Source organism: Mesorhizobium sp. M0571 (assembly GCF_040320985.1).
Classification (GTDB): Bacteria; Pseudomonadota; Alphaproteobacteria; order Rhizobiales; family Rhizobiaceae; genus Mesorhizobium.
The window spans coordinates 15,473-40,801 of the sequence record NZ_JAMYQT010000015.1 but is presented as its reverse complement, the minus strand read 5'-3'; the positions used below and the strand labels follow the sequence as shown (position 1 = coordinate 40,801).

The 25,329-nt window shown below is 62.7% G+C and carries 29 protein-coding genes and 2 pseudogenes; 25 read left to right on the top strand and 6 right to left on the bottom strand.

What is annotated here, in order from left to right; all coding sequences use genetic code 11:
* The first annotated feature begins 1 nt into the window (after position 1).
* From NKI85_RS18760 to NKI85_RS18745, 4 genes are read left to right on the top strand one after another with little or no spacing between them, the layout of a single operon-like run.
* Positions 2–214: a hypothetical protein gene (locus NKI85_RS18760; protein WP_352524149.1), complete on the top strand. Its 213-nt coding sequence runs from the start codon at positions 2–4 to the stop codon at positions 212–214.
* Positions 214–483, top strand: a complete 270-nt coding sequence (locus NKI85_RS18755; protein ID WP_352524150.1) for a hypothetical protein — start codon at positions 214–216, stop codon at positions 481–483. Before NKI85_RS18760 ends, NKI85_RS18755 begins: the two co-directional genes overlap by 1 nt.
* Positions 468–671 (top strand): hypothetical protein, encoded by a 204-nt coding sequence (locus tag NKI85_RS18750; protein ID WP_352524151.1) that lies wholly within the window; start codon positions 468–470, stop codon positions 669–671. Before NKI85_RS18755 ends, NKI85_RS18750 begins: the two co-directional genes overlap by 16 nt.
* Positions 671–994 (top strand): hypothetical protein, encoded by a 324-nt coding sequence (locus tag NKI85_RS18745; RefSeq protein WP_036245970.1) that lies wholly within the window; start codon positions 671–673, stop codon positions 992–994. The genes NKI85_RS18750 and NKI85_RS18745 overlap by 1 nt, the downstream gene beginning before the upstream one ends.
* A gap of 532 nt (positions 995–1,526) precedes the next feature.
* Here the strand turns inward: NKI85_RS18745 and NKI85_RS18740 are convergent.
* Complete coding sequence (locus NKI85_RS18740; protein WP_352524152.1) at positions 1,527–1,802, bottom strand: hypothetical protein; 276 nt, start codon at positions 1,800–1,802, stop codon at positions 1,527–1,529.
* Between the two features lie 191 nt (positions 1,803–1,993).
* Here NKI85_RS18740 and NKI85_RS18735 point away from each other — a divergent pair, with 191 nt between their 5' ends.
* The 4 genes from NKI85_RS18735 (at position 1,994) to NKI85_RS18720 (ending at position 3,605) form a co-directional block, all read left to right on the top strand.
* On the top strand, positions 1,994–2,290 hold the full coding sequence (locus NKI85_RS18735) for a hypothetical protein (protein WP_352524153.1): 297 nt from the start codon (positions 1,994–1,996) through the stop codon (positions 2,288–2,290).
* Positions 2,291–2,653: 363 nt separating this feature from the next.
* Positions 2,654–2,959, top strand: a complete 306-nt coding sequence (locus NKI85_RS18730) for a DUF1236 domain-containing protein (protein ID WP_352524154.1) — start codon at positions 2,654–2,656, stop codon at positions 2,957–2,959.
* A 122-nt stretch (positions 2,960–3,081) separates the two neighbouring features.
* Complete coding sequence (locus NKI85_RS18725) at positions 3,082–3,294, top strand: hypothetical protein (protein ID WP_352524156.1); 213 nt, start codon at positions 3,082–3,084, stop codon at positions 3,292–3,294.
* Between the two features lie 86 nt (positions 3,295–3,380).
* Positions 3,381–3,605, top strand: coding sequence for a DUF2934 domain-containing protein (locus NKI85_RS18720; RefSeq protein ID WP_352524158.1), 225 nt, complete (start codon positions 3,381–3,383; stop codon positions 3,603–3,605).
* A 546-nt stretch (positions 3,606–4,151) separates the two neighbouring features.
* Here NKI85_RS18720 and NKI85_RS18715 read toward each other — a convergent pair.
* Entirely contained in the window at positions 4,152–4,529 is a 378-nt protein-coding gene (locus tag NKI85_RS18715; protein WP_352524159.1) for a hypothetical protein, read from the bottom strand.
* A 227-nt stretch (positions 4,530–4,756) separates the two neighbouring features.
* On the opposite strand from NKI85_RS18715, the pseudogene NKI85_RS18710 reads away from it, so the two are divergent.
* The 3 genes and pseudogenes from NKI85_RS18710 to NKI85_RS18700 all read left to right on the top strand — a co-directional run bounded on the left by NKI85_RS18710 (position 4,757) and on the right by NKI85_RS18700 (position 6,879).
* Positions 4,757–5,006, top strand: a pseudogene (locus tag NKI85_RS18710) (hypothetical protein).
* Between the two features lie 185 nt (positions 5,007–5,191).
* Positions 5,192–6,442 carry an aconitase X gene (locus tag NKI85_RS18705; protein WP_352524213.1) on the top strand — a complete coding sequence of 417 codons (1,251 nt, stop codon included), beginning with the start codon at positions 5,192–5,194 and terminating at the stop codon, positions 6,440–6,442.
* A complete protein-coding gene (locus NKI85_RS18700) occupies positions 6,439–6,879 on the top strand; it encodes an aconitase X swivel domain-containing protein (RefSeq protein ID WP_352524162.1) in 441 nt (146 codons plus the stop codon). The genes NKI85_RS18705 and NKI85_RS18700 overlap by 4 nt, the downstream gene beginning before the upstream one ends.
* On the opposite strand, the gene NKI85_RS18695 is transcribed toward NKI85_RS18700, so the two are convergent.
* Entirely contained in the window at positions 6,876–7,082 is a 207-nt protein-coding gene (locus NKI85_RS18695) for an SIP domain-containing protein (protein ID WP_352524163.1), read from the bottom strand. The genes NKI85_RS18700 and NKI85_RS18695 overlap by 4 nt on opposite strands.
* A 110-nt stretch (positions 7,083–7,192) precedes the next feature.
* Complete coding sequence (locus NKI85_RS18690) at positions 7,193–8,224, bottom strand: LacI family DNA-binding transcriptional regulator (protein WP_352524164.1); 1,032 nt, start codon at positions 8,222–8,224, stop codon at positions 7,193–7,195.
* A 370-nt stretch (positions 8,225–8,594) separates the two neighbouring features.
* Between NKI85_RS18690 and NKI85_RS18685 the strand changes: the two genes are divergently transcribed.
* The 14 genes from NKI85_RS18685 to NKI85_RS18620 all read left to right on the top strand — a co-directional run bounded on the left by NKI85_RS18685 (position 8,595) and on the right by NKI85_RS18620 (position 22,752).
* Positions 8,595–10,208, top strand: a complete 1,614-nt coding sequence (locus tag NKI85_RS18685) for an extracellular solute-binding protein (RefSeq protein WP_352777403.1) — start codon at positions 8,595–8,597, stop codon at positions 10,206–10,208.
* Positions 10,209–10,286: 78 nt separating this feature from the next.
* Positions 10,287–11,147, top strand: coding sequence for a carbohydrate ABC transporter permease (locus NKI85_RS18680; protein WP_352524166.1), 861 nt, complete (start codon positions 10,287–10,289; stop codon positions 11,145–11,147).
* On the top strand, positions 11,144–12,103 hold the full coding sequence (locus NKI85_RS18675) for a carbohydrate ABC transporter permease (RefSeq protein WP_352777401.1): 960 nt from the start codon (positions 11,144–11,146) through the stop codon (positions 12,101–12,103). The genes NKI85_RS18680 and NKI85_RS18675 overlap by 4 nt, the downstream gene beginning before the upstream one ends.
* A complete protein-coding gene (locus NKI85_RS18670; protein ID WP_352777399.1) occupies positions 12,100–13,191 on the top strand; it encodes an ABC transporter ATP-binding protein in 1,092 nt (363 codons plus the stop codon). Before NKI85_RS18675 ends, NKI85_RS18670 begins: the two co-directional genes overlap by 4 nt.
* A gap of 1 nt (position 13,192) precedes the next feature.
* Positions 13,193–14,266 (top strand): ABC transporter ATP-binding protein, encoded by a 1,074-nt coding sequence (locus NKI85_RS18665; protein ID WP_352524170.1) that lies wholly within the window; start codon positions 13,193–13,195, stop codon positions 14,264–14,266.
* 35 nt (positions 14,267–14,301) lie between these two features.
* On the top strand, positions 14,302–15,390 hold the full coding sequence (locus NKI85_RS18660; protein ID WP_352524172.1) for a Gfo/Idh/MocA family protein: 1,089 nt from the start codon (positions 14,302–14,304) through the stop codon (positions 15,388–15,390).
* A gap of 42 nt (positions 15,391–15,432) precedes the next feature.
* On the top strand, positions 15,433–16,347 hold the full coding sequence (locus tag NKI85_RS18655; RefSeq protein ID WP_352524173.1) for a sugar phosphate isomerase/epimerase family protein: 915 nt from the start codon (positions 15,433–15,435) through the stop codon (positions 16,345–16,347).
* Positions 16,348–16,384: 37 nt separating this feature from the next.
* A complete protein-coding gene (locus tag NKI85_RS18650; protein ID WP_352524174.1) occupies positions 16,385–17,326 on the top strand; it encodes a sugar ABC transporter substrate-binding protein in 942 nt (313 codons plus the stop codon).
* A gap of 60 nt (positions 17,327–17,386) precedes the next feature.
* Positions 17,387–18,391 carry an ABC transporter permease gene (locus NKI85_RS18645; RefSeq protein WP_352524176.1) on the top strand — a complete coding sequence of 335 codons (1,005 nt, stop codon included), beginning with the start codon at positions 17,387–17,389 and terminating at the stop codon, positions 18,389–18,391.
* A complete protein-coding gene (locus NKI85_RS18640) occupies positions 18,388–19,170 on the top strand; it encodes an ATP-binding cassette domain-containing protein (protein WP_352524214.1) in 783 nt (260 codons plus the stop codon). The genes NKI85_RS18645 and NKI85_RS18640 overlap by 4 nt, the downstream gene beginning before the upstream one ends.
* 34 nt (positions 19,171–19,204) lie before the next feature.
* Positions 19,205–20,386 carry an aldose 1-epimerase family protein gene (locus NKI85_RS18635; RefSeq protein WP_352524177.1) on the top strand — a complete coding sequence of 394 codons (1,182 nt, stop codon included), beginning with the start codon at positions 19,205–19,207 and terminating at the stop codon, positions 20,384–20,386.
* Positions 20,387–20,477: 91 nt separating this feature from the next.
* On the top strand, positions 20,478–21,566 hold the full coding sequence (locus tag NKI85_RS18630) for a fatty acid desaturase family protein (RefSeq protein WP_352524178.1): 1,089 nt from the start codon (positions 20,478–20,480) through the stop codon (positions 21,564–21,566).
* Between the two features lie 42 nt (positions 21,567–21,608).
* Complete coding sequence (locus NKI85_RS18625; RefSeq protein ID WP_352777396.1) at positions 21,609–21,914, top strand: MocE family 2Fe-2S type ferredoxin; 306 nt, start codon at positions 21,609–21,611, stop codon at positions 21,912–21,914.
* Between the two features lie 37 nt (positions 21,915–21,951).
* Positions 21,952–22,752, top strand: coding sequence for a 3-methyl-2-oxobutanoate hydroxymethyltransferase (locus tag NKI85_RS18620; protein ID WP_352524180.1), 801 nt, complete (start codon positions 21,952–21,954; stop codon positions 22,750–22,752).
* Between the two features lie 51 nt (positions 22,753–22,803).
* Here the strand turns inward: NKI85_RS18620 and NKI85_RS18615 are convergent.
* Both NKI85_RS18615 and NKI85_RS18610 read right to left on the bottom strand, forming a co-directional pair.
* Positions 22,804–24,284: pseudogene (locus NKI85_RS18615) on the bottom strand (HAL/PAL/TAL family ammonia-lyase).
* Positions 24,281–25,282, bottom strand: a complete 1,002-nt coding sequence (locus tag NKI85_RS18610; RefSeq protein ID WP_352524183.1) for an ornithine cyclodeaminase family protein — start codon at positions 25,280–25,282, stop codon at positions 24,281–24,283. The pseudogene NKI85_RS18615 and the gene NKI85_RS18610 overlap by 4 nt, the downstream one beginning before the upstream one ends.
* Positions 25,283–25,329 lie beyond the last annotated feature (47 nt).

Genomic DNA, 25,329 nt, shown 5'->3' with positions numbered 1-25,329 from the left:
CATGTGGACCCGGATCAAGAACTTTTTCCGCGACAGCGAAACAATATTCTGGGCGCGGCTTCAGGCGGCCATCGGCATCATTGCGACCATCGTCACCTATGTCGACCCGCAGGTTCTTTCGCCGATTATCCCGGGGGAATGGTTCCCCTGGTTTCTTGTGATCAACGGCGTTTTGACCGAGTTCCTTCGCCGCCGCCGCGCGGAGGATTTGTGATGGCCGCGCTCCTCACCATTCTCAGCGCCATCATCGGCAACAAGGCCGTCATGACGGTATTCGCTGCTGTGGTCGGCGGCATCGGCCTTTACGTTGCGGGCGGCATCAACCGGGCGAATAAGGCGGCGGTCAAACAGGCCGAGGCAAAAGTCGCGGCCGCCGAGGACCGCCTCGAAATGAACCGCGAGGCCGCCGCCGAAGGGCGCAAGGCCGCCGGCATGACCGATGCGGCAGCCAGAGCGGAGGCTGGGAAATGGGCAAGGCGCTGATCCTCTGCCTGGTGCTCGCCGGCTGTACGACAACCGCGCCGGCCGGCAACCCACGCCAGGTCTGGTGCGACCACAACCAGCCGCGCCGTCCGTCCGCCTCCGTCGTCGCCGCCATGACCCGGCCCGAGCTCGACGAGATGAATGCCTTCAACGGGCAGGGCGCCAGATGGTGCGGGTGGACGCCATGATGCACGAGTTGCTCGACGTCCTAGGCATCAAGGCACCGGTCTTGGTCGCCGGCCTTTCGGGCGGCATTTTGCGGGCCTTGTCGCGTCACCGCTACAAGGTCCGCGAGATGGTGGCCTCACCGATTTGCGGCGCGCTGGCGGCGGCCTATCTGACGCTGCCGGTCGTGCATTATTTCCGCGCTGCCGGCCTGCCCATCCCCTCTCCGGACGACGACACCACGACGCTCGCCGCGGCGTTCCTCATCGGCGTCTCGGCCATGTGGATCTCAGACATCGTCTTCGAAGTGATCGTGCGCCGGTTCGGGCCGGTGAAGGAGGAGTAAGCCGCCCAAGCCTGACGAAAGAGTGACGTTCAGTTGGAGCCCGCCGCGCCGAAAGGTGCGGCGGGTTTTTTTGCATTTTCCCTCGCATTCTGTACGATCTTGCCTCTGCGCGAGGGCTTCCGGCGCTTGCGAAACCAAGATGCGCGTTAGGCTTCACAGAAGTAGGCTTCACAGGAGATGGTGTCATGCCGGCCAGAGTCCTGACAGAAGCGGCAGTTCTGACAGCCGGGGCGCTCATGTTTGCCGCGACGGCCCACGCCCGGCCGGACAGCCGCGCGATGACCTGCGAACAGACACAGCTTCTGATCCAGAGGCATCGCTCGGTGGTGCTGACCACCGGCCAGAACACCTACGATACGTCCGCCAATTCGGCAATGAATGCGACTGGCCGGCGGTGCCCGGCGCCGCTTATGTCAGGACGCGTGACGGTCAATGTCTGGTCTATCGCTGCCAGGATCCGGTCTTCGACCTCCCGGATTGAAAGCAGGGGCTTTTCATCCGACCGCCGACGCAGAGTGCGGAAGGCGGCGGTTCATTCCTCGTCGAAAGGACCACCTTCCCGTTGGAGATCGCGCGAAATGGCGCGTTCATCGGTGTCGTCCGGCAAGGCCTCGTCGCTTTCCTGGTAAGCGTTATCGTCGTCCTCCTCCGGCAGTTCGCCGTCTTTCTCGACGTCGTAGCGGATGTCGCCGTTTTGCGGCACGCCGTCAGGGAGGATTCTCCCGCTCCGGATGGCATCCCAGTCCTGCTGCTGGATGGTCGGGCTCTCCGTCTCGTCGTCGGTTCGTTCTTTCCTGCGCGGTTCCATCGCTGGTTCTCCATAATGTCGGCGGCCTTGAACTGACTCAATGATTGAACTCATAAGTCTCCATGATTGAACTCATAATCCCGCGGCCGGTTCCCGGACGACTGCGGGCTTGGCGCATTGCCGCACGACGGAACCAATCGCGCCCGCCTGTCTTCACAAGTCAGACGATCTTGGCGCGAAAGGAGCTCGACATGAGACCGCTCATTTTCTTGCCGTACATGCTAGGCGCGCTGGTGCTGGCGATGCCGGCGGCCGCGCAGACGGGCGAACCGGCACAATCCGACCGCTGCAAGGTCGAGCCGCAGGACCAGAAGAGCGAGCAGCAGAAGCCGGCCGGCAACAATTTGTCCGATACGCTCGAGCCATGCGATGGTGTGCTGAAGCCGCCGCCAACGGGCGATCAGGGCATGGCGGCGCCACCGCCGGATGATGGCAAGACCCCCGTGATCAAGCCCGGCGAGGTGCCGCCACAGCCGCCAAAGCAGTAGCCCGTCCATTGGCCGCCATGGGGCTACCAAGGGGCTGCTATGGGCGGCAACGCCGCGCCGCTTGAGCCGGCAGCATTGTTGCCCTCGCTCAGGAACATTAGCTTGTCCTAAATGTTATTTTGGACGCAGCCGATATCACCCCCTCCGGTATCGCTGCTGATCGGGAAACCGATCGGCCCGCGTCTTGCGACGCGGGCCACCGCAGCCCATTCGCCGCCGCACGGGCACTTCACCGCTGTTCGATTAGCCGCGACTTACGGAACAACAAGGTGGCGTGGGCGTTTGCCTAGAGGGTCCGCCGCTTCGACCGGAATGCCGCGTCGCAACCGTAAAGGCGAGGCCCGTTAACAACAGGAGTAGACGATGAAAATCCACCTTGTTCCTGCTGCGGCGGGATTGGTGTTGCTCGCCGGCGTCGGCGTGGCCACCGCAGACCAGGTGATTGTCACGCCCGAACAGCAGACGGTCATCCGCGAATACGTCCACAAGCACCCGTTGGCGTCGATCAATCTTCTGGGGGTGGAGCTCAATATCGGTTCCACGTTGCCCGATACGGTCGAGCTGCAACCGATCGATGTTCCCGACGTGCGGTACAGATACGTCGTCGTCGGCAATCGCACCGTGCTCGTCGACCCAGGCACCCGCAGGATCGTGCAGGTCATCGAGTGATCGGCGTTCCCAAACCGCGAACCGGATTTGGAAAGGTCACGGTCTTATGAATCGAACTCCATCCCGAGCGATCGGGATGGAGTTGCCGCAGTCGCCTCGAAACAAGGAAAGGAGCCATTCCCATGCTGCCGCATGTCGAGCCGACCAACGTGGCCGCAGCTGTCGACAAACTGCTTGCTGAACGAGGCGATGGCCTGCTGTCGATGAAGGCAGCGATTGCACTGTTGCGCGAACGCACCGGAACGGAGCGCTCGGACGCCGATCTTGAAGGGCTGATCATCAAGAAGGCGGCGCTCCTCGGCGTCGCTGTCCTGTGTGACAGAGAGGCTCAATAACCGTGTTGCCTGCCGCTCAAGACGCGGCTCGAAATTTCGGCTAGAACAACGTTGCTTACGCATGAACCGAGCCGACGGAGGCAACAGTGACGGACAGGCAGGAACGGATTCGCCAGCGGGCACACGCGATCTGGGAACAGGCAGGCAGGCCCGACGGGGCGCATCAGCAGCATTGGGATCAGGCTACCGCCGAAATCGACGCAGAAACCGCCACGCCGGAGACCGCCAGCCGACCGAAGCCGAAAGCACGCCAGCCTAAGCCGGCCGCCAAGGAGGAAACCAAACCCAAGGCGCGACCACGCAAAGCGTGAACTCGAGCGGATTTGATTCAACCAAGTCCGCAAGAAAATCCTGCTGAGACTGAAGACCAGCGCGGGATCTTAAATCCAGCGCATGCTACATTCGTGGCACGGACTCCCGGTTCCGCCGGGCCTATCGTCAGGCGTTCCTTGCACCCCGTTCCGTGGTCGGCAGCGGGACCAGCTAGAACTGGTCCCGCGAGCGTAAGCCCCCCGCGATCGTAAGCCCAGTTGTCGCGGCTAACTACTTACTGCAATTGTTGTCGTTGACAGTCGGTGAAACCGTCCCGGCAGGCTTGTTGGACGCATCGGGTTGAGCACCTTGCGGGGGTTGCAGGGCAGTTTTCATCCGCATTGGAGTTCATGGCACCCGTCGTGCTGCTAGTCGTGCCAGGGTCGCAACGGTCGTCGGTTCGAGCGGCATTGCTGCGGGCGCGGGGGTTGGCGTCGGCACCGGCATCAATGTCGGCGCCGGTATCCAGTCTAAAGCCCGCCATCCCAATGGTGGGCTTTTTGCCGCCTTGCACGTGGCGGCAGCAGGGCGGGGCTCACAATAGCTCAATGCGTTTGACGGCCAAGATCCGGCGAAACGGCCACCCCGCCTTCCAAGGCGTCCCGGACCACTGCGGGACTGCTTTGCATCAGTTCGGGGCACGCGAACTCCGCCAGATCGGCTTCCGTGAAGCCGTCGAACTCGATAGCCGCCCCTTGGAGTTGGGCTGCTTGCATGACGAGCCATTCGATGTCTTCGCGCGCGACATTCTCGGCGAGGTTCTGCAGTCGCACGGCTTCGGCGACAGCAGTCAGATTGATGGCAATCCTGGACTGCAATGTAGACCGAACTCGGGAATTAACGTCGTCATGCAGGCGAACCGAAAATCTGTAGCGCATGGAAAACCTTCCTTTCAGGAGCGGTTTATCCCTCGCTTTCACCATGCGCCCAGAGTCCGCGATTGACAAGCGAAAATCTTGAAAAATTATTTAGTATCAAATAGTTAGCGTATTTTGTCGATTGTGCAGTTGATGCTTGATCCGCTTCATTGGATTTCTGCACGGATCACGCATCTGGAGATCTTGACGTACTCTGCCAACATACCTAACTCTACAAAGAATTAGGAACATACTAACTCAGCTCTTTTAGCCTGGTATGACTGGAGGCCGAGATGTCCGAACTGGAACGCCCGGAACGATTGCAGATCATGCTGACCGTCGATGAACTGGCGGCGTTGGAACTGGCGCTTCGACAAGCGCATGCCGAGCCGGTCGGCCGCGGTACGGGAGCTTTTGAGGCGAGGCCTCACAGCCGATGGTTTCCTGACTGCGGCGCACGGGACCAAGTCGCGCGATTTCGGCATCCTGCCCTATTCCTCAGATGGCGACGGGGCAGTCGACGGGGTGCGCCAGAAGGAATAGCCTCGTTTCTGCCGCGATCGTTCGCTCTCCGACCGTTGCTTCGCGACTCTCTTGCTTCGCGATGAGCCGTGAACGTCTGGTCCGCTGATCGCCGCGAAGTAGAAGAGATCCGAAGCTCTGTCTTGCCAGACGCTCCGCAATCAGGGAGTGCTTGGTCGGGCATAGTGTGGGCTCGGAATTTGCCGATAATGCTGGAATTGACGGCCGACGACCAGTCGATGCTGCATGGCGAGCAAGGCTCGGCAGCGGCTGCCGCCATGAAGATTCTGGTTGCCTTCGCGAAGGCGGTCGGCGCGCGCAAGCTGCTGGACATTGCCGGTGCCCATATCGACGGCTGCCTTTATCACGGTCAGGCCAGCCTCGATTTCGTCGAAAGGCTGATCGAGGGCGGCGGCCGCGTTCGGGTGCCAACGACGCTGAATGTAGGCTCGTTCGATCTCATCCATCCCGCCCTAGTGAAGATGCCGCCGTCGCAAGAGGCGCCGGCGCGGCGCCTGATGAAGGCGCATCTGGAACTCGGCTGCCAGGCGACCTTCACCTGCGCGCCCTATCAGACGCGGTTCCGGCCAGGATTTGGCGAGCAGATCGCCTGGGGTGAATCCAACGCCATCGTCTTTGCCAATTCGGTGATCGGTGCGCGGACCAACCGCTATGGCGATTTCATCGATTTGTGCTGCGCCTTGACCGGGCGCGCCCCGGTGTGGGGGCTGCATCTCACCGAAAACCGGCGCGGGCAGGTCCTGTTCGAGTTGATCAATCCTGACCTGGAACCGAGCGACAGCCTGTTCGTCAGCGTCGGGCTGATCGTCGGGCAAGTGAGTGGCGATCGCATCCCGGTGATCTCGGGCTTGCCGCAACCACGCGACGAAGACCAGCTTAAGGCGCTAGGTGCGGCTGCCGCGACGACTGGCGCTGTGGCGCTGTTCCATGCGGTGGGTATCACCCCGGAAGCGAACACGCTCGAAGAGGCGTTTCACGGCATGGCGCCAGACGAGACGATCCGCATCACACGCGCCGACATCGGCCAAGCGCTGGCCAGGCTATCGAGCGTCGCTGACGGCGCGTCTTTGGTGGCCGTGTCACTGGGCACGCCGCATTTCTCGTACGACGAATGGATGCGCCTGTTGCCGCTGCTGCGCGAAGTTGCGCCGGGCAGGGGCGTCCCGATCTATGTCAATACCGGGCGCGCGACGCTGACGCGGCTTCAGGACGAGGGCGCACTGGCCGGCATGGACGCGTTCGGCCTGATTCCGGTCGCCGATACCTGCACCTATGTCACCGATATCCTCGATCGTCTCGACGGCGTGGTGATGACCAATTCCGGTAAATGGGCCTACTACGCGCCCGGCAATATCGGCGTGTCCGTCGCCTTCGCCGACATGAAGGATTGCATCCGTTCGGCAGCGGTGGGTCATGTCGCGCGGGGCACGCCATGACGCGGTCGGTCGAAACAGGCCTCGTCGAACGCACCGGCACGTTTCAGCTCGCTGGCGAGGCGCAAGGCTCGGCGCTGGTGCTGTCGCAAGCACTCAGCTTCTGGGGCGGGGTAGACGTCGAAACAGGCGACATCATCGACCATTCGCATCCGGATCTGGGCGGCAATGTCGCCGGCAAGATCCTGGTGATGCCAAGCGGGCGGGGGTCGTCGTCCTCGTCTTCAGTTCTGGCCGAAGCGATCCGCAGGGGCACGGCGCCGGCCGGGATTATCCTGGAGCGGCCAGACCCAATCCTTGCTGTGGGCGCCATCGTTGCCGAATTCCTCTACGAAATCAGCATGCCGCTGGTCGTTTGCGAGATAGCGGGCATTGTCTCCGGCGACCGGATCGCGATCGACCTGGGCGAGGATGCTCAAGCGACGGTGAGCACGATCTAGCCGGCCATCAGTCCTGCCGCGCCGCGCCGCCAATAGGCTGCGGCAAATGTTTCGCTGCGGCCGAGCGCCAGGGTGCCGCGCCAGTGTTCGCGCACCGTCCTGGCGGCAGTCGCTTCCGCCGCGAACCAGCCGAATGCCGAACCGGCCGGCCATGCGACCGACTGGATGGCGCGCGCCAGCCTGTCGTCGAGCCCGGCCGGCATGCCATCTCGAGAAGCCTCGACACGCGGTCGGGCAAGCCTACTTATGCCCCAAACATTTCGCCCGAGCGTCATGAATCCAAAGGACACCAGGTCTCACTTGCACGACTGGTTCATATCTCCGGGATGCTTTCCCTGAAGATCACCTGCAGCCTTGGCTGGTGCAATTCGTAAGGCAATCCCCTGACCGCATGGGTCAAGGTGTTGAGCGCTTCGCGGGCTTCGACGCGCGGATTCTGGTCGATGACCGCGTCGAGCGTGCCGTCGAGCAAAAGCTCCTTGGTGCCTTCCGTTACCTCATGGCCGAGAAAAACCGTCGATAGTGCACGCCCGCGTTCCCTCAGCGCGCGCGCAATGCCGGTGTTACCGGCACCGACATTGTAGATCGCGGCCAGGTCCGGGTGCCGGTCCAGCAGGGCGGAGGCCTCTGAATAGGCCTTTTCCCGGTCGTCGAGCATCTCGCGCATCTCGACGATCTGCAGGTTGGGCGATTCTTCCGTCAGGATGTGGCGGAACCCCATCTCGCGCTCTTCGTGGCCGCGATAGGAGAGCGAGCCGGCAAACAGCGCGACCTTGCCCGGACGATCGGCGCCCATGAAGCGATTGAGCAGATAGCCGGCGAGCCGGCCGGCGGCGCGGTTGTCGATGCCGATATAGGCGACCCTCGGCACATGCAGGATGTCGGAAGCGATGGTGACGACCTTGACGCCGCTGGCAGAAAGCGAGCGGATCGCCTCGCGCACCGTCGGATGGTCGAGTGCGATCACACCGACGCCTTGCGTCTGTCCGTGCAATTCCTGCAACAGACGCGCGAGCCGGTCCGGATTGAAGCCTTCGATCGTGGCGACGCGGACGTCAAGGTCAGGCCGCGACTGCGCCTGCGCCTCGATCTGGCGGTGCAGCATCTTGATGAAGGAATTGGTGCCGGCGGGCAGGGCGAAATCGAGCCGTATGACCTCGCCGTGCTGCGCGTTGCGCGAGCTCGGATTATTCGAATTTTCAGCGATATAGCCAAGCCGTTGCGCTGTTTCGAGCACGACCTCGCGGGTGCGCGCCCTGACCCCGGCGCGGTTGTTGAGCACACGGTCGACCGTGGCGGCGGAAACGCCGGCTTCCCGGGCTATGTCTGTCAGGGTGGACCGCACTGTCGATCACCTCATTCCAAAATGCGCCAAGGGCGCATCGAGATCACGCATTTCATGGGTCCGATGTCGGATGGTGGCTTCATCGCCACCCGCGATTCTGATGGGAAATGATGTAGCCGGCCTCGGCCGATGCGCAAGCGGGTGCGCTAGACCAAAACGCCGAAGCGGACCAAAGCGGGCGGGTGTGCACCTGGTTCCCTCAAATTCAGGCACCGGCTTCAGTGTGAGAGCCTCGAGAAACGCCATTCTCCCCTCCCTTGAGATGTTATGAGGTGTCTTGATTATTTATGATGTTGACAGCCTTCGTATAGTGCCGTCAATATCCATCATAAGGGCCGTGGAGGAACAAGGCCCTGAGGGAGGAGTTCCAATGTCGAATTTGATCCGCATGTCGCGGCGCCGTTTGCTGGCGTCCGGTGGAAAGGCGGCCGTCCTTGTTGCCGCCGCAGGTATTGCACCGAAATTCATTCGCCCAAGCCGTGCCTATGCGGCCGATGCCCTGGCGCCCGGCATGATCGGTGGCCCGACGGGTTTCGACGGCTCGGAGCGCTATCAGTACGGGCCAGATACGCCGGAGGGCCGCGCCATCGAGGCGGCCAAGGCGATGAAGGGCGCCGGCAAGGCGCCGGCCAAGATCGTGCTCGGCCTGTCCGACGGTTCGATCGGCCAGCTGGCCCAGCCGTTTCCTGCCGGTGCGCCGTCGATCAAGGATCTCTGGGAGAAGGAAACCGGTATTCCGCTCGAGATCGTCGGTGTGCCGAACGGCCAGGAATTCACCAAGACGATGCAGGACATCTCCACCAAGGGTGGTGCCTATGACATCTACGCGGTCGAATGGAACCGCCTTGGCGACCTGGCCGAAACCGGCGGCATCTTGAAGCTCGACGACTTCGTCGCCCAGTACAAGCCGGAATGGGACAATCCCGAGCTTGGCTACGTCAATGGCGCCAAGGGCGTGTCGCTGCTCAATCAGTATCGCGGCTCGACCTATGGCGTGTCGCTGGATGGCGACTTCCAGACCTGGGTCTACCGCACCGATCTGTTCGGCGACGCAAACGAGAAGAAGGCCTTCTCCGACAAATACGGCTATGAACTGGCGGCGCCGAAGACCTGGAAGCAGCATGACGAGATCGCGGCCTTCTTCCAGCGCCCGGACAAGGGCCTGTTCGGCTCGACAGATCTGCGCAACCAGGGCTGGGGCTACACCAACTGGTATCAGCGTTATGTCTCAATGGCTTCGCCCAATCAGTTCTTGTTCGACGATACCGGCAAGCCGTTGATCAATTCGGAGCAAGGTATCGCGGCGACCAACGAGTACATTGCGTCGCTTTCGCACCATTCGCCGGATGCAATCTCGTGGGGCTGGCCTGAGCAGTACGGCAATTTCGCCAAGGGCGGTGCGGCCATGACCTGCGCCTTCTCCAATCTGCCGAAATTCCTCGACAATGCCGGCAACAAGGATTCGCAGGTCACCGGCAAAATTGGCTCGATGCTGCCGCCCGGTCGCGAGATCGACGGCAAGCTGGTCAGCCGTTCGGTGCTGTGGCTCAATTTGTCGGCGTCGGTTTCCTCGCAAGCCAAGAACCCGGAGGCCTGCTACCTGTTCCTGCAGTGGCTGGGTTCAAGCCGCATCTACGCCTGGATGACCGCCAATCCGGGCGGCTACTTCGATCCGTTCCGGCTGTCGGATTTCTCCGATCCGCTGGTTCGCCAGACCTATCACGCCTACCACATGGACGTGGTGCGCGAGACGGTCGCTCGAACCGTGCCGAGCATCAACTATCCCGGCGCCACCGCCTTCCACAACGCGCTGGACGAGAACCTCGTCGCCGCGCTGACCAAGGCCAAGACGGCCGAGCAGGCGATGGCCGACACCGAGGCCGAGTGGAAGAAGATTGCCCGCCGAACCGGCGAGGAGAAACTTCTCGAAGCCATCAAGACCAACAAGGAGGCTTGGCCCACCGTTCTCGATCCGATCGCCTGATCCTCCCAGGATCCTACCAAAGAGGGGAGGAGTGATTGCTCTTCCCCTCGCTAACGAAGACTCCAGCAAAGCCGACAGATGAAGCGTTCCGTTCCTTTCGAGATATTCCGCTATGCCGCGATCTTCGTGGCAATGGCGGTGACGCTGGTGCCGATCCTGTGGATGATGTCGATGGCGTTCAAGCCGATCGCCGAATGGTCGGCGACCGGGGCCGACCTGACCTGGTGGCCGAAGAACCCGACACTCAGCAATTTCCGCTTCGTCTTCGGTGAATCGACCAACAGTCTGATTGTCGCGCTCGATCGCACCGCTTTGAAGCCGGTCCTGTCGTCGCTGCTGTCGGCCACGTTCGGCACGGCAATCGCCATGTCGGCGGGCACCGCGGCGGCCTACGGACTGTCGCGCTTCGGCTCGGGCCAGAACCTGCCGCTGGCGCTGATCCAGCTTCGCCTGTTTCCGCCGATGGCGGTCATGACCCCGGTGATGATCATGTGGGCCTTCCTCAATTTCACCGACAGCTGGTGGGGGCTGTCGCTGATCTACGGCATCGTCACGCTGCCTTTCGCCTTCTGGCTGATGAAGACCTTCTTCGACGACATGCCGCGCGAGATCGAGGAAGCAGCACTGGTCGAGGGCTGTTCGCGGTGGCGCGTCTTCACTCGCATCACCCTGCCGATGATGCGGGCGCCGCTGGCCAGTGCCGCGCTGTTCGTCTTCATCCTCAACTGGTCGGACTATCTGATTGCGCTGCTTCTGACGACGCGCGAATGGGTGACGGTCCCCGTCTACATGGCCTCGCTGTCCTCCTCGATGACCGGACAGCTCTACGGCGCCAAGGCCGCACTCGGTCTCATCGCGGCGGTGCCGCCGGTGATCATGGGCATCGCCATCCAGCGCCATCTGGTGCGCGGGCTGACCTTCGGGGCGCTCAAGCAATGAGCGCGGTGACGGCCACAATTTCGGAGGAGGCCATGAATGCCGCCCGGGCAGAGCCGGTGTTGCCGGACGAGGGAGCGCGGCTCGGGTTCCGACTGACCCTGCCGGCGCAGATCCTGGTGCTGTTCATCGCCGTCTTCCCGCTTCTGATGCAGCTCTATGTCAGCCTCACCGACTGGTCGCCGCTGTCCGGCCTCGGCTGGTGGAACGCCTGGTCGATGTGGAACAGTTTCGCCAACTACACCGACCTTGCCGCCGATGCGCGCTTCTGGAGTGCGCTGAAGCGCACGGCCATCGTCATGATCGTCTGCGTGCCGGCGGAGTTCCTGCTGGGCCTCGCGCTCGCGACGCTGTTTGCCGACGAGTTTCCCGGCAAGCGGATCTTCTACTCGATCCTCTTGATGCCGATGATGGTAGTGCCGGCGGTGGCAGGCTACATGTTCTTCATGCTGTTTCAGTCGGGCGGCCCGGTCAACGACATCCTATCGGCGATGTCAGGCTTTCCCGTCACCATCGCTTGGCTGTCGGACCCGACGCTGGCGCTGATTGCGGTGATGGTCGCCGACATCTGGCAGTGGACGCCGCTGATGTTCCTGATCCTGCTCGCCGGCCTCGTCGGCGTGCCTGAGGACCAGATCAAGGCGGCGACGCTGCTCGGCGCCAACCCCTGGCAGCGCTTCGTCACCATCGTGCTGCCGAAGATGAAAACGATCATCATCATCGCGCTCGCGATCAGGGTGATCGAGAACTTCAAGATATTCGACACGCTCTACATCATGACCGGCGGCGGTCCCGGCGTCGCTACCGAAACAATTTCCGTTTACATCTACAAGCTCACCACCCAGGACCTGATCTGGGGCTATGTCGCGGCGATCGCGCTGGCCATATTGATCGTGCTGTCGATCGTCGCGGTGTTTGCCATGAAACGCATGGCTCGGGTACGCGAGGTGGCGGCATGAGCACCATCCACCTGCAGAACCTAGTCAAGAAATTCGGCGACTTCACCGCGCTGAAGACGATGGACCTGGCCATTGCCGACGGCGAGTTCATGGCGCTGCTCGGACCGTCGGGCTGCGGCAAGTCGACGACGATGAACATGATCGCCGGCATGGAGGAGCCGACCAGCGGCAAGATCCTGTTTGGCGAGCGCGACATGGCCGGCGTGCCGATGGGGCGGCGCGGCGTCGGCTTCGTCTTCCAGAACTATGCGATCTTCACTCATATGAGCGTGCGGCAGAACCTCGCCTACGGGCCGAAAATGCGCGGCGCACCAAGGGCCGAGATCGACCGCCGTGTCGGCGCCATTGCAGAGATGCTGCACCTGACGCCGCTGCTCGACCGCAAGGCGGACAGGCTGTCGGTCAACATATTGCAGCGGGTGGCGATCGGCCGTTCGGCGATCATGGAGCCGGCGATCTTCCTGCTCGACGAGCCGCTGTCCAATGTCGATGCCGCCTTCCGGGCAGTGATGCGGACCGAACTGAAGCAGTTGCAGCGGCAGTTCCGGCAGACCATGGTCTACGTCACCCACGACCAGCTCGAAGCGATGACGATGGCCGACCGCATCGCGGTGATGGATCATGGCGTGCTGCAGCAAGTCGGCACGCCACTCGAGGTCTACAACAATCCAGCCAATGTCTTCGTCGCCCGCTTCATCGGCGCGCCGGGCATGAACCTGCTCAAAGGCAGGCCGGCGGAAAGTGACCGTGGCATGGTCGTCGATCTCGGCCCGCTGGGGGCGACGCCGCCGCTGCCGGTCGAGATCGCCGATGCCGCACGCCGGATGCGCGGCGAAGTGTTTTATGGCTTTCGACCGGAGCAGGTGACGCTGGCGGAAGGCGGCCGTGGCCTGTCCATGCCGGTGAGTTTCGTCGAGCGGATCGGTGCTCGCACCATCATCCATCTTGGCGACGGCGAGACAGCGGTGAAGGCGGTGTTCGACAATGATGTCGGGCTGGCGATCGGGCAGACAGCCGTCGTCGCGCCTACGGCGGAGGCGGTGCGCGTCTTCGACGCCGCTTCCGGCCTTGCGTTGAGAGCAGGTTGAGATGGCTGATGTCGTTTTCCGCAATGTGACGAAACACTATGGTGCCACACTGGCCGTCGACGATGCCTCGTTCACGGTCAACGACAACGAGTTCTTCTGCTTCTTCGGGCCGCCGCTGTCGGGCAAGTCGACGATACTGCGCCTGGTGCTTGGGCTCGAGACACCGGACACAGGCGAGATCCTGATCGGCGGCAGGCCGGTCAACGCAGTGTCACCGGCGGAGCGCAATGTCGCCATGGTGTTTCAGAACCTGGCGCTGTTTCCGCACATGAGCGCGCGCGACAACATCCGTTTTCCTTTGGTCGAGCGGAAGGTGGCAGAAGCCGAGATCGAAAAACGCGTCGCCGACGTCGCGGCCAAGCTGCATATCGGCCATATCCTGCACAAGCCGCCGGCGCAGCTTTCGGGCGGCGAGCGGCAGCGCGTGGCGATCGCTCGCGCGCTGGTGCGTGATCCGGCTGCCTATCTGATGGATGATCCGATCTCGGCGCTCGACGCCCGGCTGCGCGAGGAGACGCGCGTCGAGCTCAAGCGCATCCAGCGCGAGCTCGGCAAGACGCTGATCTATGTCACGCACGACCAGGAAGAGGCGATGTCGGTCGCCGACCGCATGGCCATTCTGGAGAACGGCAAGATCAGACAGGTCGGCGCGCCGGCCGAGATCTATGACCGACCGGCCAGCACCTATGTGGCGCGGCTTCTCGGCTCGCCGATGATGAACATATTGAAGTCGGTGCGCGGCGCGGAAGGCGTGGAGGCGGCGGAAGGCACAATCCGCATCGCGGACAAGGCTGCGCCGGCCGATGCAGTCGAGATCGGGCTCAGGCCGGAAGATATCAAGGTCAGGACTTGGTCGGGTGAAATGCCGGAGGGGGGCGCGGGCCGCCCGGCGCGAGTGTTCGAGGTCGAGCCGCTCGGCGGCTACACCGTCGTGACGCTCGCCGCCGGGCAGGCGCGTCTGCGGGCGCTGCTGCGCGGCCAGCCGGACATCAGGCCGGACGCGATGGTGGCGATATCCTGCGAGCCGGGCAGGGTGCATTATTTCGGACAGAGCGGGGGAGCGCTGGCACGATGACGGCGGCTGCAAGGAACGAGCTTCGGGAGGAACATATGGCAAGCAGCGGCTTCGAGCCGGACGTTAAAGTCCGCACCAGGGAATACAAGATCGGCTGCGTCGGCGCCGGCATGATCATGGCCGAATGTCACCTTGCCGCTTACAAGGAAGCCGGTTTTCCGGTGGTGGCGATCGCCTCGCGGACCAAAGGCAGCGCCGAAAAGGTCGCCAATCGCTGGGATATACCGACCGTCCACGACACGCCGGAACGGCTCATCGAGGACAAAAATGTCGAGATCATCGATCTTGCCTTTCCGCCGGACCAGCAACCGGCGCTGATCCGCCATGCGCTGAAGCAGGAGCACATCAAGGCGATTTTGGCGCAGAAGCCGCTGGCGCTGTCGGTCGAAGAAGCGGTCAAGCTGCGCGACGAGGCGGCCAAGGCCGGCAAGATCCTCTCGGTCAACCAGAACATGCGCTACGACCAGTCGATGCGCGTCTTGAAGCAGATCATCGACAGCGGCGCGCTCGGCGACATCGTCTTCGCGCAGATCGACATGCATGCCATCCCGCACTGGCAGAGCTTCCTCGAGGACTACGACCGGCTGACACTCGCCAATATGAGCGTCCACCATCTCGACGTACTGCGCTTCCTGTTCGGCGATCCGGACGAGATTACGACGCTGACCCGCAAGGACCCGCGCACCCACTTCGATCATTCGGACGGCATCACCGTGTCGACGATCAAGTTCCCGTCCGGCGTGCTCGCGGTATCGCTGGAGGATGTCTGGTCGGGTCCGCGCCAGGAGGGCTACAAGGACGACCAGCATATCAACTGGCGCGTCGACGGCACCAAGGGCGTCGCCAAGGGCACCATCGGCTGGCCGACAGGCTCTGCCTCGACCCTGACCTATGCCTCGACCGAGACCACCGACGGCAAGTGGGTAACACCCAGTTGGGACACGATGTGGTTCCCGCATGCCTTCATCGGCGTCATGGAGCAGCTCCAGCACGCCGTGAAGACGGGCACGCCGCCGGCGCTCTCGGTCGCCGACAACGTCAAGACCATGGCGCTGGTCGAAGCTGGCTATCGTTCGATCGACAAAGGCCGCACAGTCAAGCTTTCCGAAATCTCGATCAACTGAAACACCAGGCGACTGAATCACTTACAGGGAGGACTTCACACCATGATGCAGGCAGGTATTTTCACGGGTTATTTCCCGTATGGCCTCAAGGAAACCGCGCAGAAGATCCGCGCGCTCGATTTCAACACCGTGCAGCTCGACCTGCATTTCAAGGATATAGATCTGTCGGCTGGGCAGATCACCAAGGACAAGGCCAAGACTGTCCGCGATACGTTCCGCGATCACAATCTGCCGATCTGCTGTGTGTCGGGCTACACCAATATTATCCATCCGGACCCGGCGGAGCGCGAGAGGCGCGTCGGCTATTTGAAGGAGATTATCCGTAACGCACGCCATTTCGGCACCCCTTACGTGATCTCGGAAACCGGTACCTACAACACCGAGTCCGATTGGGTGCATCACCCGAAGAACAAGACCGAGGAAGGGTTTGAGGAATGCCGCAAGGTTATCGCCGAGCTTGCCCAGACTGCCTATGACCACGGCGCGGTGTTCCTGCTCGAAACCTATGTCAACAATGTCGTCGGCTCGGTCGAGGAGACAGTGAAGATGTTCGCGCAGGTCGACCATCCTGGACTCGGCTTGTTGATGGATCCGACCAACTATTTCGAAACCCACAACATCGACAGGATGGACCAGATCCTGAACCAGGTGTTCGACACGCTGACCGACAAGATCAAAATCGCGCACGCCAAGGACGTCAAGCGCTCAGGCGGCGACAAGTCGGAGAAGCACGCCGACATTGGCGACGAGGATGCGCTGGAGAGCCACACTTTCCGCGGCGTCGGCGAGATCGAGTTGCCGGCGCCCGGCCTCGGTTCGCTGAACTACGACCTCTATCTCAAGCGACTGGCCGAAAAGCACCCGAACATCCCGGTCATCATCGAGCATCTTTCGGAAGACGACGTGCCGCGCGCCAAGAAATTCCTCGACGGGAAATTCATCGCCAACGGACTATGATGGCGCGGTTCGGCTACGAAACAAGGGAGGAAGAGAAATGTTGAAATTCGCGTTGAAAATCGCGTCCGCGGCGACCGTTCTTGCCAGTGTGGCGCTGGCTACGCCGGCGCTGGCGCAGGACGGCCAGAAGACGTTCTACCTGTTGTCGCATGGCGGCCCGTCGGATGCCTTCTGGATCGATTGGAATGCCGGCGCCATCAAGGCCTGCGACCAGCTCAAGGTGACCTGCAAGATCTCGTTCAGCGGTGGCGACATGGCGGCGCAGAAGGAGGCCTTTAACTCCGCACTCGCCGCCAAGCCGGACGGCATCGCCACCACCTCGGCGCAGCCCGGCCTGTGGACTGAGGAGGTCAAGGCAGCGAAGGCGGCCGGCATCCCGATCGTGTTCTTCAACACCGACGATCCGGCGACCGGCCGGCAAGCCTATGTCGGCGCCGACCTCAAGGAAGCCGGTGTCATCTGGGCGAAATATCTGGTCGACCACAAAATGGTGAAGCAAGGTGACAAGGTGTTCCTGCCGGTCGAAGTGCCGGGCGCCAGTTACCAGCAGCTCGAGACGGAAGGCATTGCCAGCGTCTTCGATCCGCTCGGCATCAAATATGACGTGGTCGATTGCGGCACCGATCCGGCCGGCATCATCGCCAAGATGACGGACTATATGGTGGCCAACAATCCGCCGGCAATCATCGCGCTCGGCGATTCCGTGGCGGCCAGCGTCAAGCGGGTGTTCGACGGCGCCGGCGTGCCGGCCGGCAAGATTCCGGTCGTCGGCTGGGGCAATTCGAAGGAAACCGCCGAGTCAGTCAAGTCCGGCTTCATCAACGCGGCTGCCTGGCAGTTCCCATCGGCGCAAGGCTTCATGCCGGTGGCGCTGCTCGGTCTCGCCGCCGCGGGCGAACCGATCGGCTACGACATTCACACCTTCAGCCTCTACGACGCCTCAAGCGTCGAACCGATCCTGAAACTCTACAACAAGTGATTGGAACTGACGCTCGCCGCGCAGGCGGCGGGCGTCACCCTGGCGTATGGTCGAGTTGTCATGACAATTGCCGCAGAAGAGGAAATGCCGCGTGCCAAACGCAGGTCGAGCCTGATCCGCTCGCCGCAGTTCTCGTCGCTCGTCATCCTGATCGTCCTGCTTGCGGTATTCGCGATCGCCGACGCGAATTTCCTGTCGCCGCTCAACATCTCCAACATGATGGCGTTCCTGCCCGAGCTCGGCATCATCGCGCTCGGCATGACGCTGCTTCTGACGGCGGGCGAGTTCGACCTTTCGGTTGGCGCTGTGTTCGGGCTGGCGCCGGTCGTCGTCATGCTGCTGGTGCAGAACGGCGGGTTTGATATTGGCGTCGCGCTGCTGGCCGGCCTGCTGCTCTGCATAGCGATCGGTGCGATCAACGGGCTGATCGTCACCAAGATCGGCATCTCGTCCTTCCTGGTGACACTGTCGATGCTGCTCGTGGTGCGTGGGGCAGCGCTTTACATCACCCAAGGCTTTCCGCTGAAATCCTGGGACCAGCCGGGTTTTTTCGTGACGCTGCTGGCCGGCAGCTTCAATATCGGAACGTTCCGTTTCTATACGTCCTTGTGGTGGTTCATCGGCCTATCGCTGCTGGCGATCTACATCCTGCGCTATGCCAAGCTTGGCAACTGGATCAGCGCCATCGGCTCGAACCGTAACGCTGCCGTGGCGCGCGGCGTGCCGGCCGATGCGGTCAAGATCTGGCTGTTCATCCTGACCTCGGTGCTTGCCGGTCTCGCCGGCATGATCAGCGCCTTCCGTATCTCTGCCGCCTCGCCGGTGGCCGGTACCGGCTATGAGCTCGAAGTGATCGCCATGGTGGTGGTCGGCGGCACGGCGCTGACCGGTGGGCGCGGCACGATCCTCGGCACGATCGTCGGCGCATTGATGCTGCGCAGCATCCGAAACGGCATCGTGCTGATCGGCGTGCCGGGCCTCGCCTACAACATCTTCGTCGGCGTCATTATCCTTGCCATGCTCATCCTGCACGCTTTGCTGCAAAAGAACGCCGCCAGGAGCTGATCATGGAAGTGCTTCGGCTGCAGAACCTTCAAAAGTCCTTCGGCAGCGTGCGTGCGCTGAAGAGCGCCTCCTTCACGCTCAACGAGGGCGAAGTGGTGGCCTTGCTCGGCGACAACGGCGCCGGCAAATCGACGTTGATCAAGGCGATCTCGGGCGTGTTTCCCGTCGACCGCGGCGACATCTATGTGCGTGGCCAGAAGGTCTCCATCCGCTCGGCCCGCGATGCGATGGATTTTGGTATCGAGACCATCCACCAGGACACGTCGCTGGCGCCGGACCTCAGCATCGCGCGCAATCTTTTCCTCGGCCGTGAGCCGGTCAACCTCAAATGGCTCGGCGTGTTCGCGCCGCTCGATCTCGCCAAATTACGCGACGCCGCCTCGGCGCTTTTGAAGCGCGTCGGCATTTCGAAAAAACTCGACGCCGATGCATTGGTCAGCACGCTGTCTGGCGGCGAGCGTCAGTCGATCGCGATTTCGCGTGCCATGCAGTTTGCCGCCAAGGTCATCATCCTCGACGAGCCGACCAACAATCTCGGCGTCGAGGAAACACACGGCGTACTGCGCTTCGTCAAGGAGGTGCGCGACGCCGGCCATTCGGTGTTGCTGATCACCCACAACATCCATCACGTCTTCCAGGTCGCCGACCGCATCATCGTCATGCGCCGCGGCGAGATCGTCGCCGAACAGACGGTCGCCGATACCGACCTGCTGACCGTGGAAAGCATCATCACCGGCGCCGATATGTCGGCCCTGCTGAAAGAGACGAGGGCGAAGTGAAGGGCGGGAGCGAAGTGAAGGAACTGGCCGTCACATGGTAGAGCTTTACGGCAAGACGCTGTCGCGCCGGCAGGTTTCGGAGCGGTCCGGCATGCTGTCGCAGTTCGCCGGCGTGCGGCTGATGACGCTGGGCGATGGCGTCGAGCGCGGCATCCGCATGCTGGAATTCCGCACCGGCTCCGGCCTGCGCTTCACCGCGCTTGTCGACCGGGCGCTCGATATCGCCGATTGCGATTTCAAGGGCCAGGCGATCGGCTGGCACTCGCCGAGCGGTTTTCGCCATCCGGGCCTGCACGAGTATGAAGGCGAAGAGGGATTGGCGTGGGCGCGATCGTTCTCCGGCCTTCTGCTGACCTGCGGCCTCGACCATATATTGTTCATGAACGAAGTACCGGCCGACACCTACAACTATCCGCCGAAGAAGACGGTGCGCCATTCGCTGCATGGCCGCATCAGCACCATCCCGGCGCGGCTGACCGGCTATGGTGAGACCTGGGAAGGCGACCGCTGCGTGCTGTGGGCGGAAGGCATCGTCCAGCAATCGACTGTATTCGGCGAGGATCTGCATCTGCTGCGCCGGATCGAGGCCGATGTCGGCGGCAACGAGATCCGGCTTTCGGACCGTGTCGTCAATCACGGCTTCAACCGGACGCCGCATATGTATTTCTACCACATCAATGTCAGCTATCCGGTGCTCGATCAGGGGGCGCGCTACCTGGCGCCGATCCGCGACGTGATCTGGGCCGGGCATGCCGGCGAGCGCTATGAAGCGCAGAAGGTCGGCTATCGCACGGTGCCGGCGCCGCAACTGGGTTTCAAGGAACAGGTTTGGCAGCACGAACTCGGCGCCGACGGCGCCGGCAATGTGCCGGTGGCGGTGGTCAACGACAGTCTCGGTCTCGGCTTCGAGGTGGTCACGCGCAAGGACCAATTGCCCTGCGCCTACCAATGGCAGAATTTCCAGGCCGGGCAGTACGCGCTTGGGATCGAGCCGTCGACGCATCATGTGCTGGGAAATCTGGCCGCGCGCGAACGCGGCGAGATGATCTGGCTGGAGCACGGCGAGAGCCGCTCCTACGATGCGGTGTTCCGAGTTCTCGACGGTGTCGGCGAGATCGCCGATGCGGAGGGCCGGATCGCGGCGATTGCCAGACAGCCGCAGCAGGACTACCCGGGGCCGTCGGGCCATTTTCCTGTTCTTGGAGGCAGGTCGTGATAATGGCGAGGACGATAGGAGACACCAGTTGGGAGGCTGGTTCCTGCCCGAGCGGGGAGGGCTCGCGGCCGATCGGGAATTGGAGGTCACAATGGCTGGCAAGGTAAAGCGCGATTACAGCCTGGTCGGCGAAAGCACGCGGATTGCGATCGAAACCGGGCTTGCCTCGGCGGAGTGGTATCACACCAACGTCCCCCGCAAGGCGATCAAGGAGTTGATGCAACGCTCAGATGGCCCGGCGATCCGTGACACGATCATCTGGATCGTCGCCATTCTGGGCTCCGCTGCCGGTGGCGTCTATTTCTGGGGCACCTGGTGGTGCGTGCCGTTCTTCTTCGTCTACGGCGTGCTCTACGGCTCCTCCAGCGACTCGCGCTGGCATGAATGCGGCCACGGCACGGCTTTCCGCACACGCTGGATGAACGATGTGGTCTACCAGATCGCCAGCTTCATGTTGATGCGCAACCCGGTGACCTGGCGCTGGAGCCATGCCCGGCATCACACCGACACGATTATCGTCGGCCGCGACGCAGAGATAGCCGTGATGCGCCCGCCGGACCTGTTGCGTGCAGCGCTCGCTTTCACCGGTATCCTTGATTTTCGCTATTCGCTTCCGGCGCTGGTACGCCAAGCGTTCGGCAAGCTCACGCCCGACGAGAAAAGCTACGTGCCTGAGATGGAACAGCACAAGGCCGTCATCGCCGCGCGCTGGCATATTGCCATCTACATCGCCACGATCGCGCTCGCCCTCACCATGCAGTCGTGGGTGCCGGTGGTGCTCATCGGCGTACCGCGCCTCTACGGCACCTGGCACATGGTGCTGACCGGCCTGCTGCAACACATCGGTCTGGCCGACAACGTTGTCGACCACCGGCTCAACACCAGGACCGTGTACATGAACCCAATCAGCCGGTTCATCTACTGGAACATGAACTATCACGTGGAGCATCACATGTTCCCGATGGTGCCCTATCACGCGCTGCCCAGGCTGCATGAATTGATCAAGCACGATTTGCCTGAGCCGAACCCGTCGATATGGCATGCCTATCGCGAGGTCTGGCCGGTCCTGCTCAGGCAGCTCAACTATGAGGACTACTTCCTCAAGCGTGAGCTGCCGCCGACGGCGCGCCCCTACCGTGGGGAGTTCCACGAAGTGAACATGTCGGCAGCGGCTGAATAGGCACCGCACCAGCGCAACGCAGAAATTTCAGGAGAAGCAGAAATGGCCGATTGGGTCGAAGCGTGCGCCGTGGACGATGAGGATGTCATCCGCTTCGACCATGGCGGCCGCACCTTCGCTATCTATCGTTCGCCGGACGATGAATTCTTCGCCACCGACGGGTTTTGCACGCATGAGAAGGCGCATCTGGCCGATGGGCTTGTCATGGACGACATCATCGAATGCCCCAAGCACAATGGCCGCTTCAATTACAAGACCGGCCAGGCAAAAGGCGCTCCCGTCTGTGTCAACCTCAACACCTATCCGGTCAAGGTCGAAGCTGGCAAGGTGATGATCCAGATCGCCTAACCGCCCTCCATACATGCAACAAAGGGGACCAGAATCGATGAGCCGGAAAAGACCCACGATTGCAGACCTGCGCGCCATGAAGGGCAAGCGGCAATTGACGATGCTGCGCGTGCTGACGATGGACGAGGCCGAGGCCGCCGAACGCGCCGGCGTCGATATCGTCTCGGTGCCGCCGGAGCTGGTGCTCAATCCGCAGTACCGCGATGCGGCACCCAGCCTGTTCACCATGCCGGGCGAGAATTTCTTCGAGATCGGCACCGCCGATGATTTCGTCCGCTGGGCGTTCCGGCTTTACAAGGCCAGCGCCGATGCGGTCTATTGCAGCGCCGGCTATGCCACCATCAAGCGAATGGCAGACGATGCCATTCCGGTGATCGGCCATGTCGGCCTCATCCCGTCACGCGCCACCTGGACCGGCGGCTTCAAGGCTGTCGGCAAGACCGCAGACACCGCCATGCAGGTGTTCGAGGCGGTGAAACAGCTGGAGGCCGCCGGCGCGATCGGCGCCGAGATCGAAGTGGTCCCGGTGGAGGTGGCCAAGGCAATCTCGGAACGCACCTCGCTGGTCATGCTGTCGATGGGGGCGGGCACCGGCTGCGACGCGCAGTATCTGTTCGCCGACGACATACTTGGCCAGAACCGGGGCCACATGCCTCGCCATTCCAAGGTCTATCGCAATTTCGCCGCCGAATACGACCGCCTGCAGGCCGAACGCATCGCCGCCTTTTCCGAATATGTCGCTGATGTGAACAGCCTGGCATATCCCGAGGACAGGCATGTGGTGCATATGGATCCGGACCAGCTCAGCCTGTTCCTGGAGAAGCTCGACGCCGGATGAGACACGCCGGCCAGGGCTTGCTCATCGTCAGCCGGCATATGCGACGGCCGGCTATGGCCGCCATGTTCCGGTAGCCAGTGCAGCGTAAAGCGCCTCGGCGTCAATGCCCAGCGCTCTGTCTTCCTTGAGCGGCGCGACGAGGGCACGCACCGCTGCATGAATTCCCGCCGTGCCCGGCGCCAGTGTCAGCCCGTCACGCAGGTCGACGGCCTGTGCCGCGGCCATCAGTTCGAAGGCGATCAGCCGCCGCCATAGCCCGATCAGTCGGCGCATTTCGCAATGGCCAGGGGTGTCTGGGTCGCGTGATCCTCGACGCCCTCCGAAACCGGCAGGAAATCAAGCATCACCGGGTTGGCCTTGTGGCGGATGGCGGCGAGAATCGCCGTGACGGTCTTTTGCAGCGGCACGAAACCGGCCGAAGCACCGCCGATCGGCGACAGATATCTGGGCAGGCCGTGGCGGCCGGAGCCGGTGAGCTGGATGAAGCGGGCGGCACTGGCGGCTGCGGCTTGAGCGATCGCCAGGCCGAGCGTCTCGAAGGCCAGCGACAGCGACGCAGTGTGGAAATTGCCGGTCGACAGCACCAGCTTGTCGTTGGCCAGCACCAGCGGATTGTCGGCGGCGGCGTTGACTTCGATCTCGACCGCCTGCCGCGCCTGATCGATCGCCCGTAGCAACGCGCCATGGATCGACGGCATGCAGCGGATCGACAGCGGATCCTGCAAGGTAGTCGGCGCCGGCCCTTCCTCACCGGCAAGTAGATCGCGCAGGCCTTTTGCTGCTTCTTCCTGGCCAGCCGCCGGCCGTGCCGTCTGCAGGCGTGGGTCGAGGATCGTCTGGTTGGCGCCGATGCCTTCCATGGTCAGCGCGCCGGCCTGCTGCTGCTGTGCCAAGGCCGACAGTGCATCGACCACCGCCAGCGCGCCGCTGCCGGCCGCCACGGCCGAGGCGTTGATCAGCGACAGTCCGTCCTTGGGTGCGAGGCTGACGGGGGCGAGGCGCGCCAACGTCAGCGCCTTGGCCGCCGGCATGCGCCGGCCCTGATAGTCGGCTTCGCCTTCGCCGATCAGCATGCGGCCAAGTGCTGCCATCAGCACCAGATCACCGGCGCCGATTGAACCCAGCGACGGCATAACCGGATGGACGCCCGTATTGAGCGCCTCGACCAAGGCGACAAACACGTCGGGCGAAATGCCCGAACCGCCGGCCGAAAGCATCGATGCGCGGGTAAGCATCGTCGCGCGCACGATCTCTTGCGGCAGCGCATCGCCGATAGCGCCGCTGCGTCCCTCCAGCAACTGACGTTGGAAGGCGCTGGCGTCGCCGCTCACCGACGTGCCGAGATTGGCGCCAAGCCCGGTGTTCAGCCCATAGATCTGCTGCCCGGATGCGGCGGCGTCATTGAGCACTTTTCGTGCTTTGTGAAGCCTGTCGATAACCGAAGGCGCCACCTCGACTTTGCGGCCGTCGCGGGCCACCGCTGCGACGTCTTCGACGCTGACGCCGGACCCGGTGAGGACGAGCGAGCTCATGCGAAGCGCAACCGCTGGCCGATGCCTTGCACCTGCGCCTTGGCCAGCATTGCCTTGCCCAGTGCGATGTCGGAGAGCGACAGGCCGCGATGCCAGAACAGGATCGTCTCGTCGTCGCTTTGCCGCCCAGGCTTGAGGCCGGCGGCGATCTGGCCAAGCTCGGCGTGCAGCGTCTCTTCGCTGAGCCGTCCTGTCTCGACATGGGCGCGCAAGGAGCCGAATTTACCACCCTTGCATTGGCCCCAGTCGTCGACGACGATTTTCTGCATAATATCGGTCAGCGACAGCTCCACCGCGCTCATCGTGCCGTAGGGTACGACCAGCGCGCCGGGCTTGATCCATTCTGTCTTGAGCAGCGGCTGCGGTTCCGGCAGCCGCGAGGCCTCGACGACGATATCGGCGCCTTCGATGCAGGAACGCCAGTCGGCGACGGCCGTGACCGGCTTGCCGAGATCGGCGGACAGCTTGGCGGCAAAACCGTCGCGGCTTTCCGGTCGGCGCGAATGCACGCGGATCTCGTTGAAGTCGAACAGATGATCGAGCAGACGCACGTTCCAGTAGGCGGTACCGCGCGCGCCGATATGGCCGAGGATCTTTGACGTCTTTTTCGCCAGATGTTTCGCACCAATCGCAGTGACGGCGCCGGTACGCATGTCGGTGATGACGGTGGCGTCGAGAATGGCACGTGGTGTGCCGGTGCGCGGGTCAAACAGGTTGAGGATGCCGAATTCCGACGGCAGGCCGTGCAGATAATTGTCGACATAGTCGCCGACGATCTTGACGCCGGCAGCATCGAGCGGCGCGACGTAGCCGCGGAGCACATTGAAATGACCGTGAAAGGACGGGTCCGGCTCAAGATGGACGCGCGGCTCGATCACGGTCTGGCCGTTGCCTTGCGCCACCAGGCCCGCCTCGACCGCACCGATGATTTCGGCGTCAGTCATTGCCAAGGCATCGATGTCGAGGGCGTTCAGATAATCGATATAGATGGGCTTCATGCGAGAAGATTCCTGGTCAGAAAGAGCGAAGCGTCATCGCGGATTGT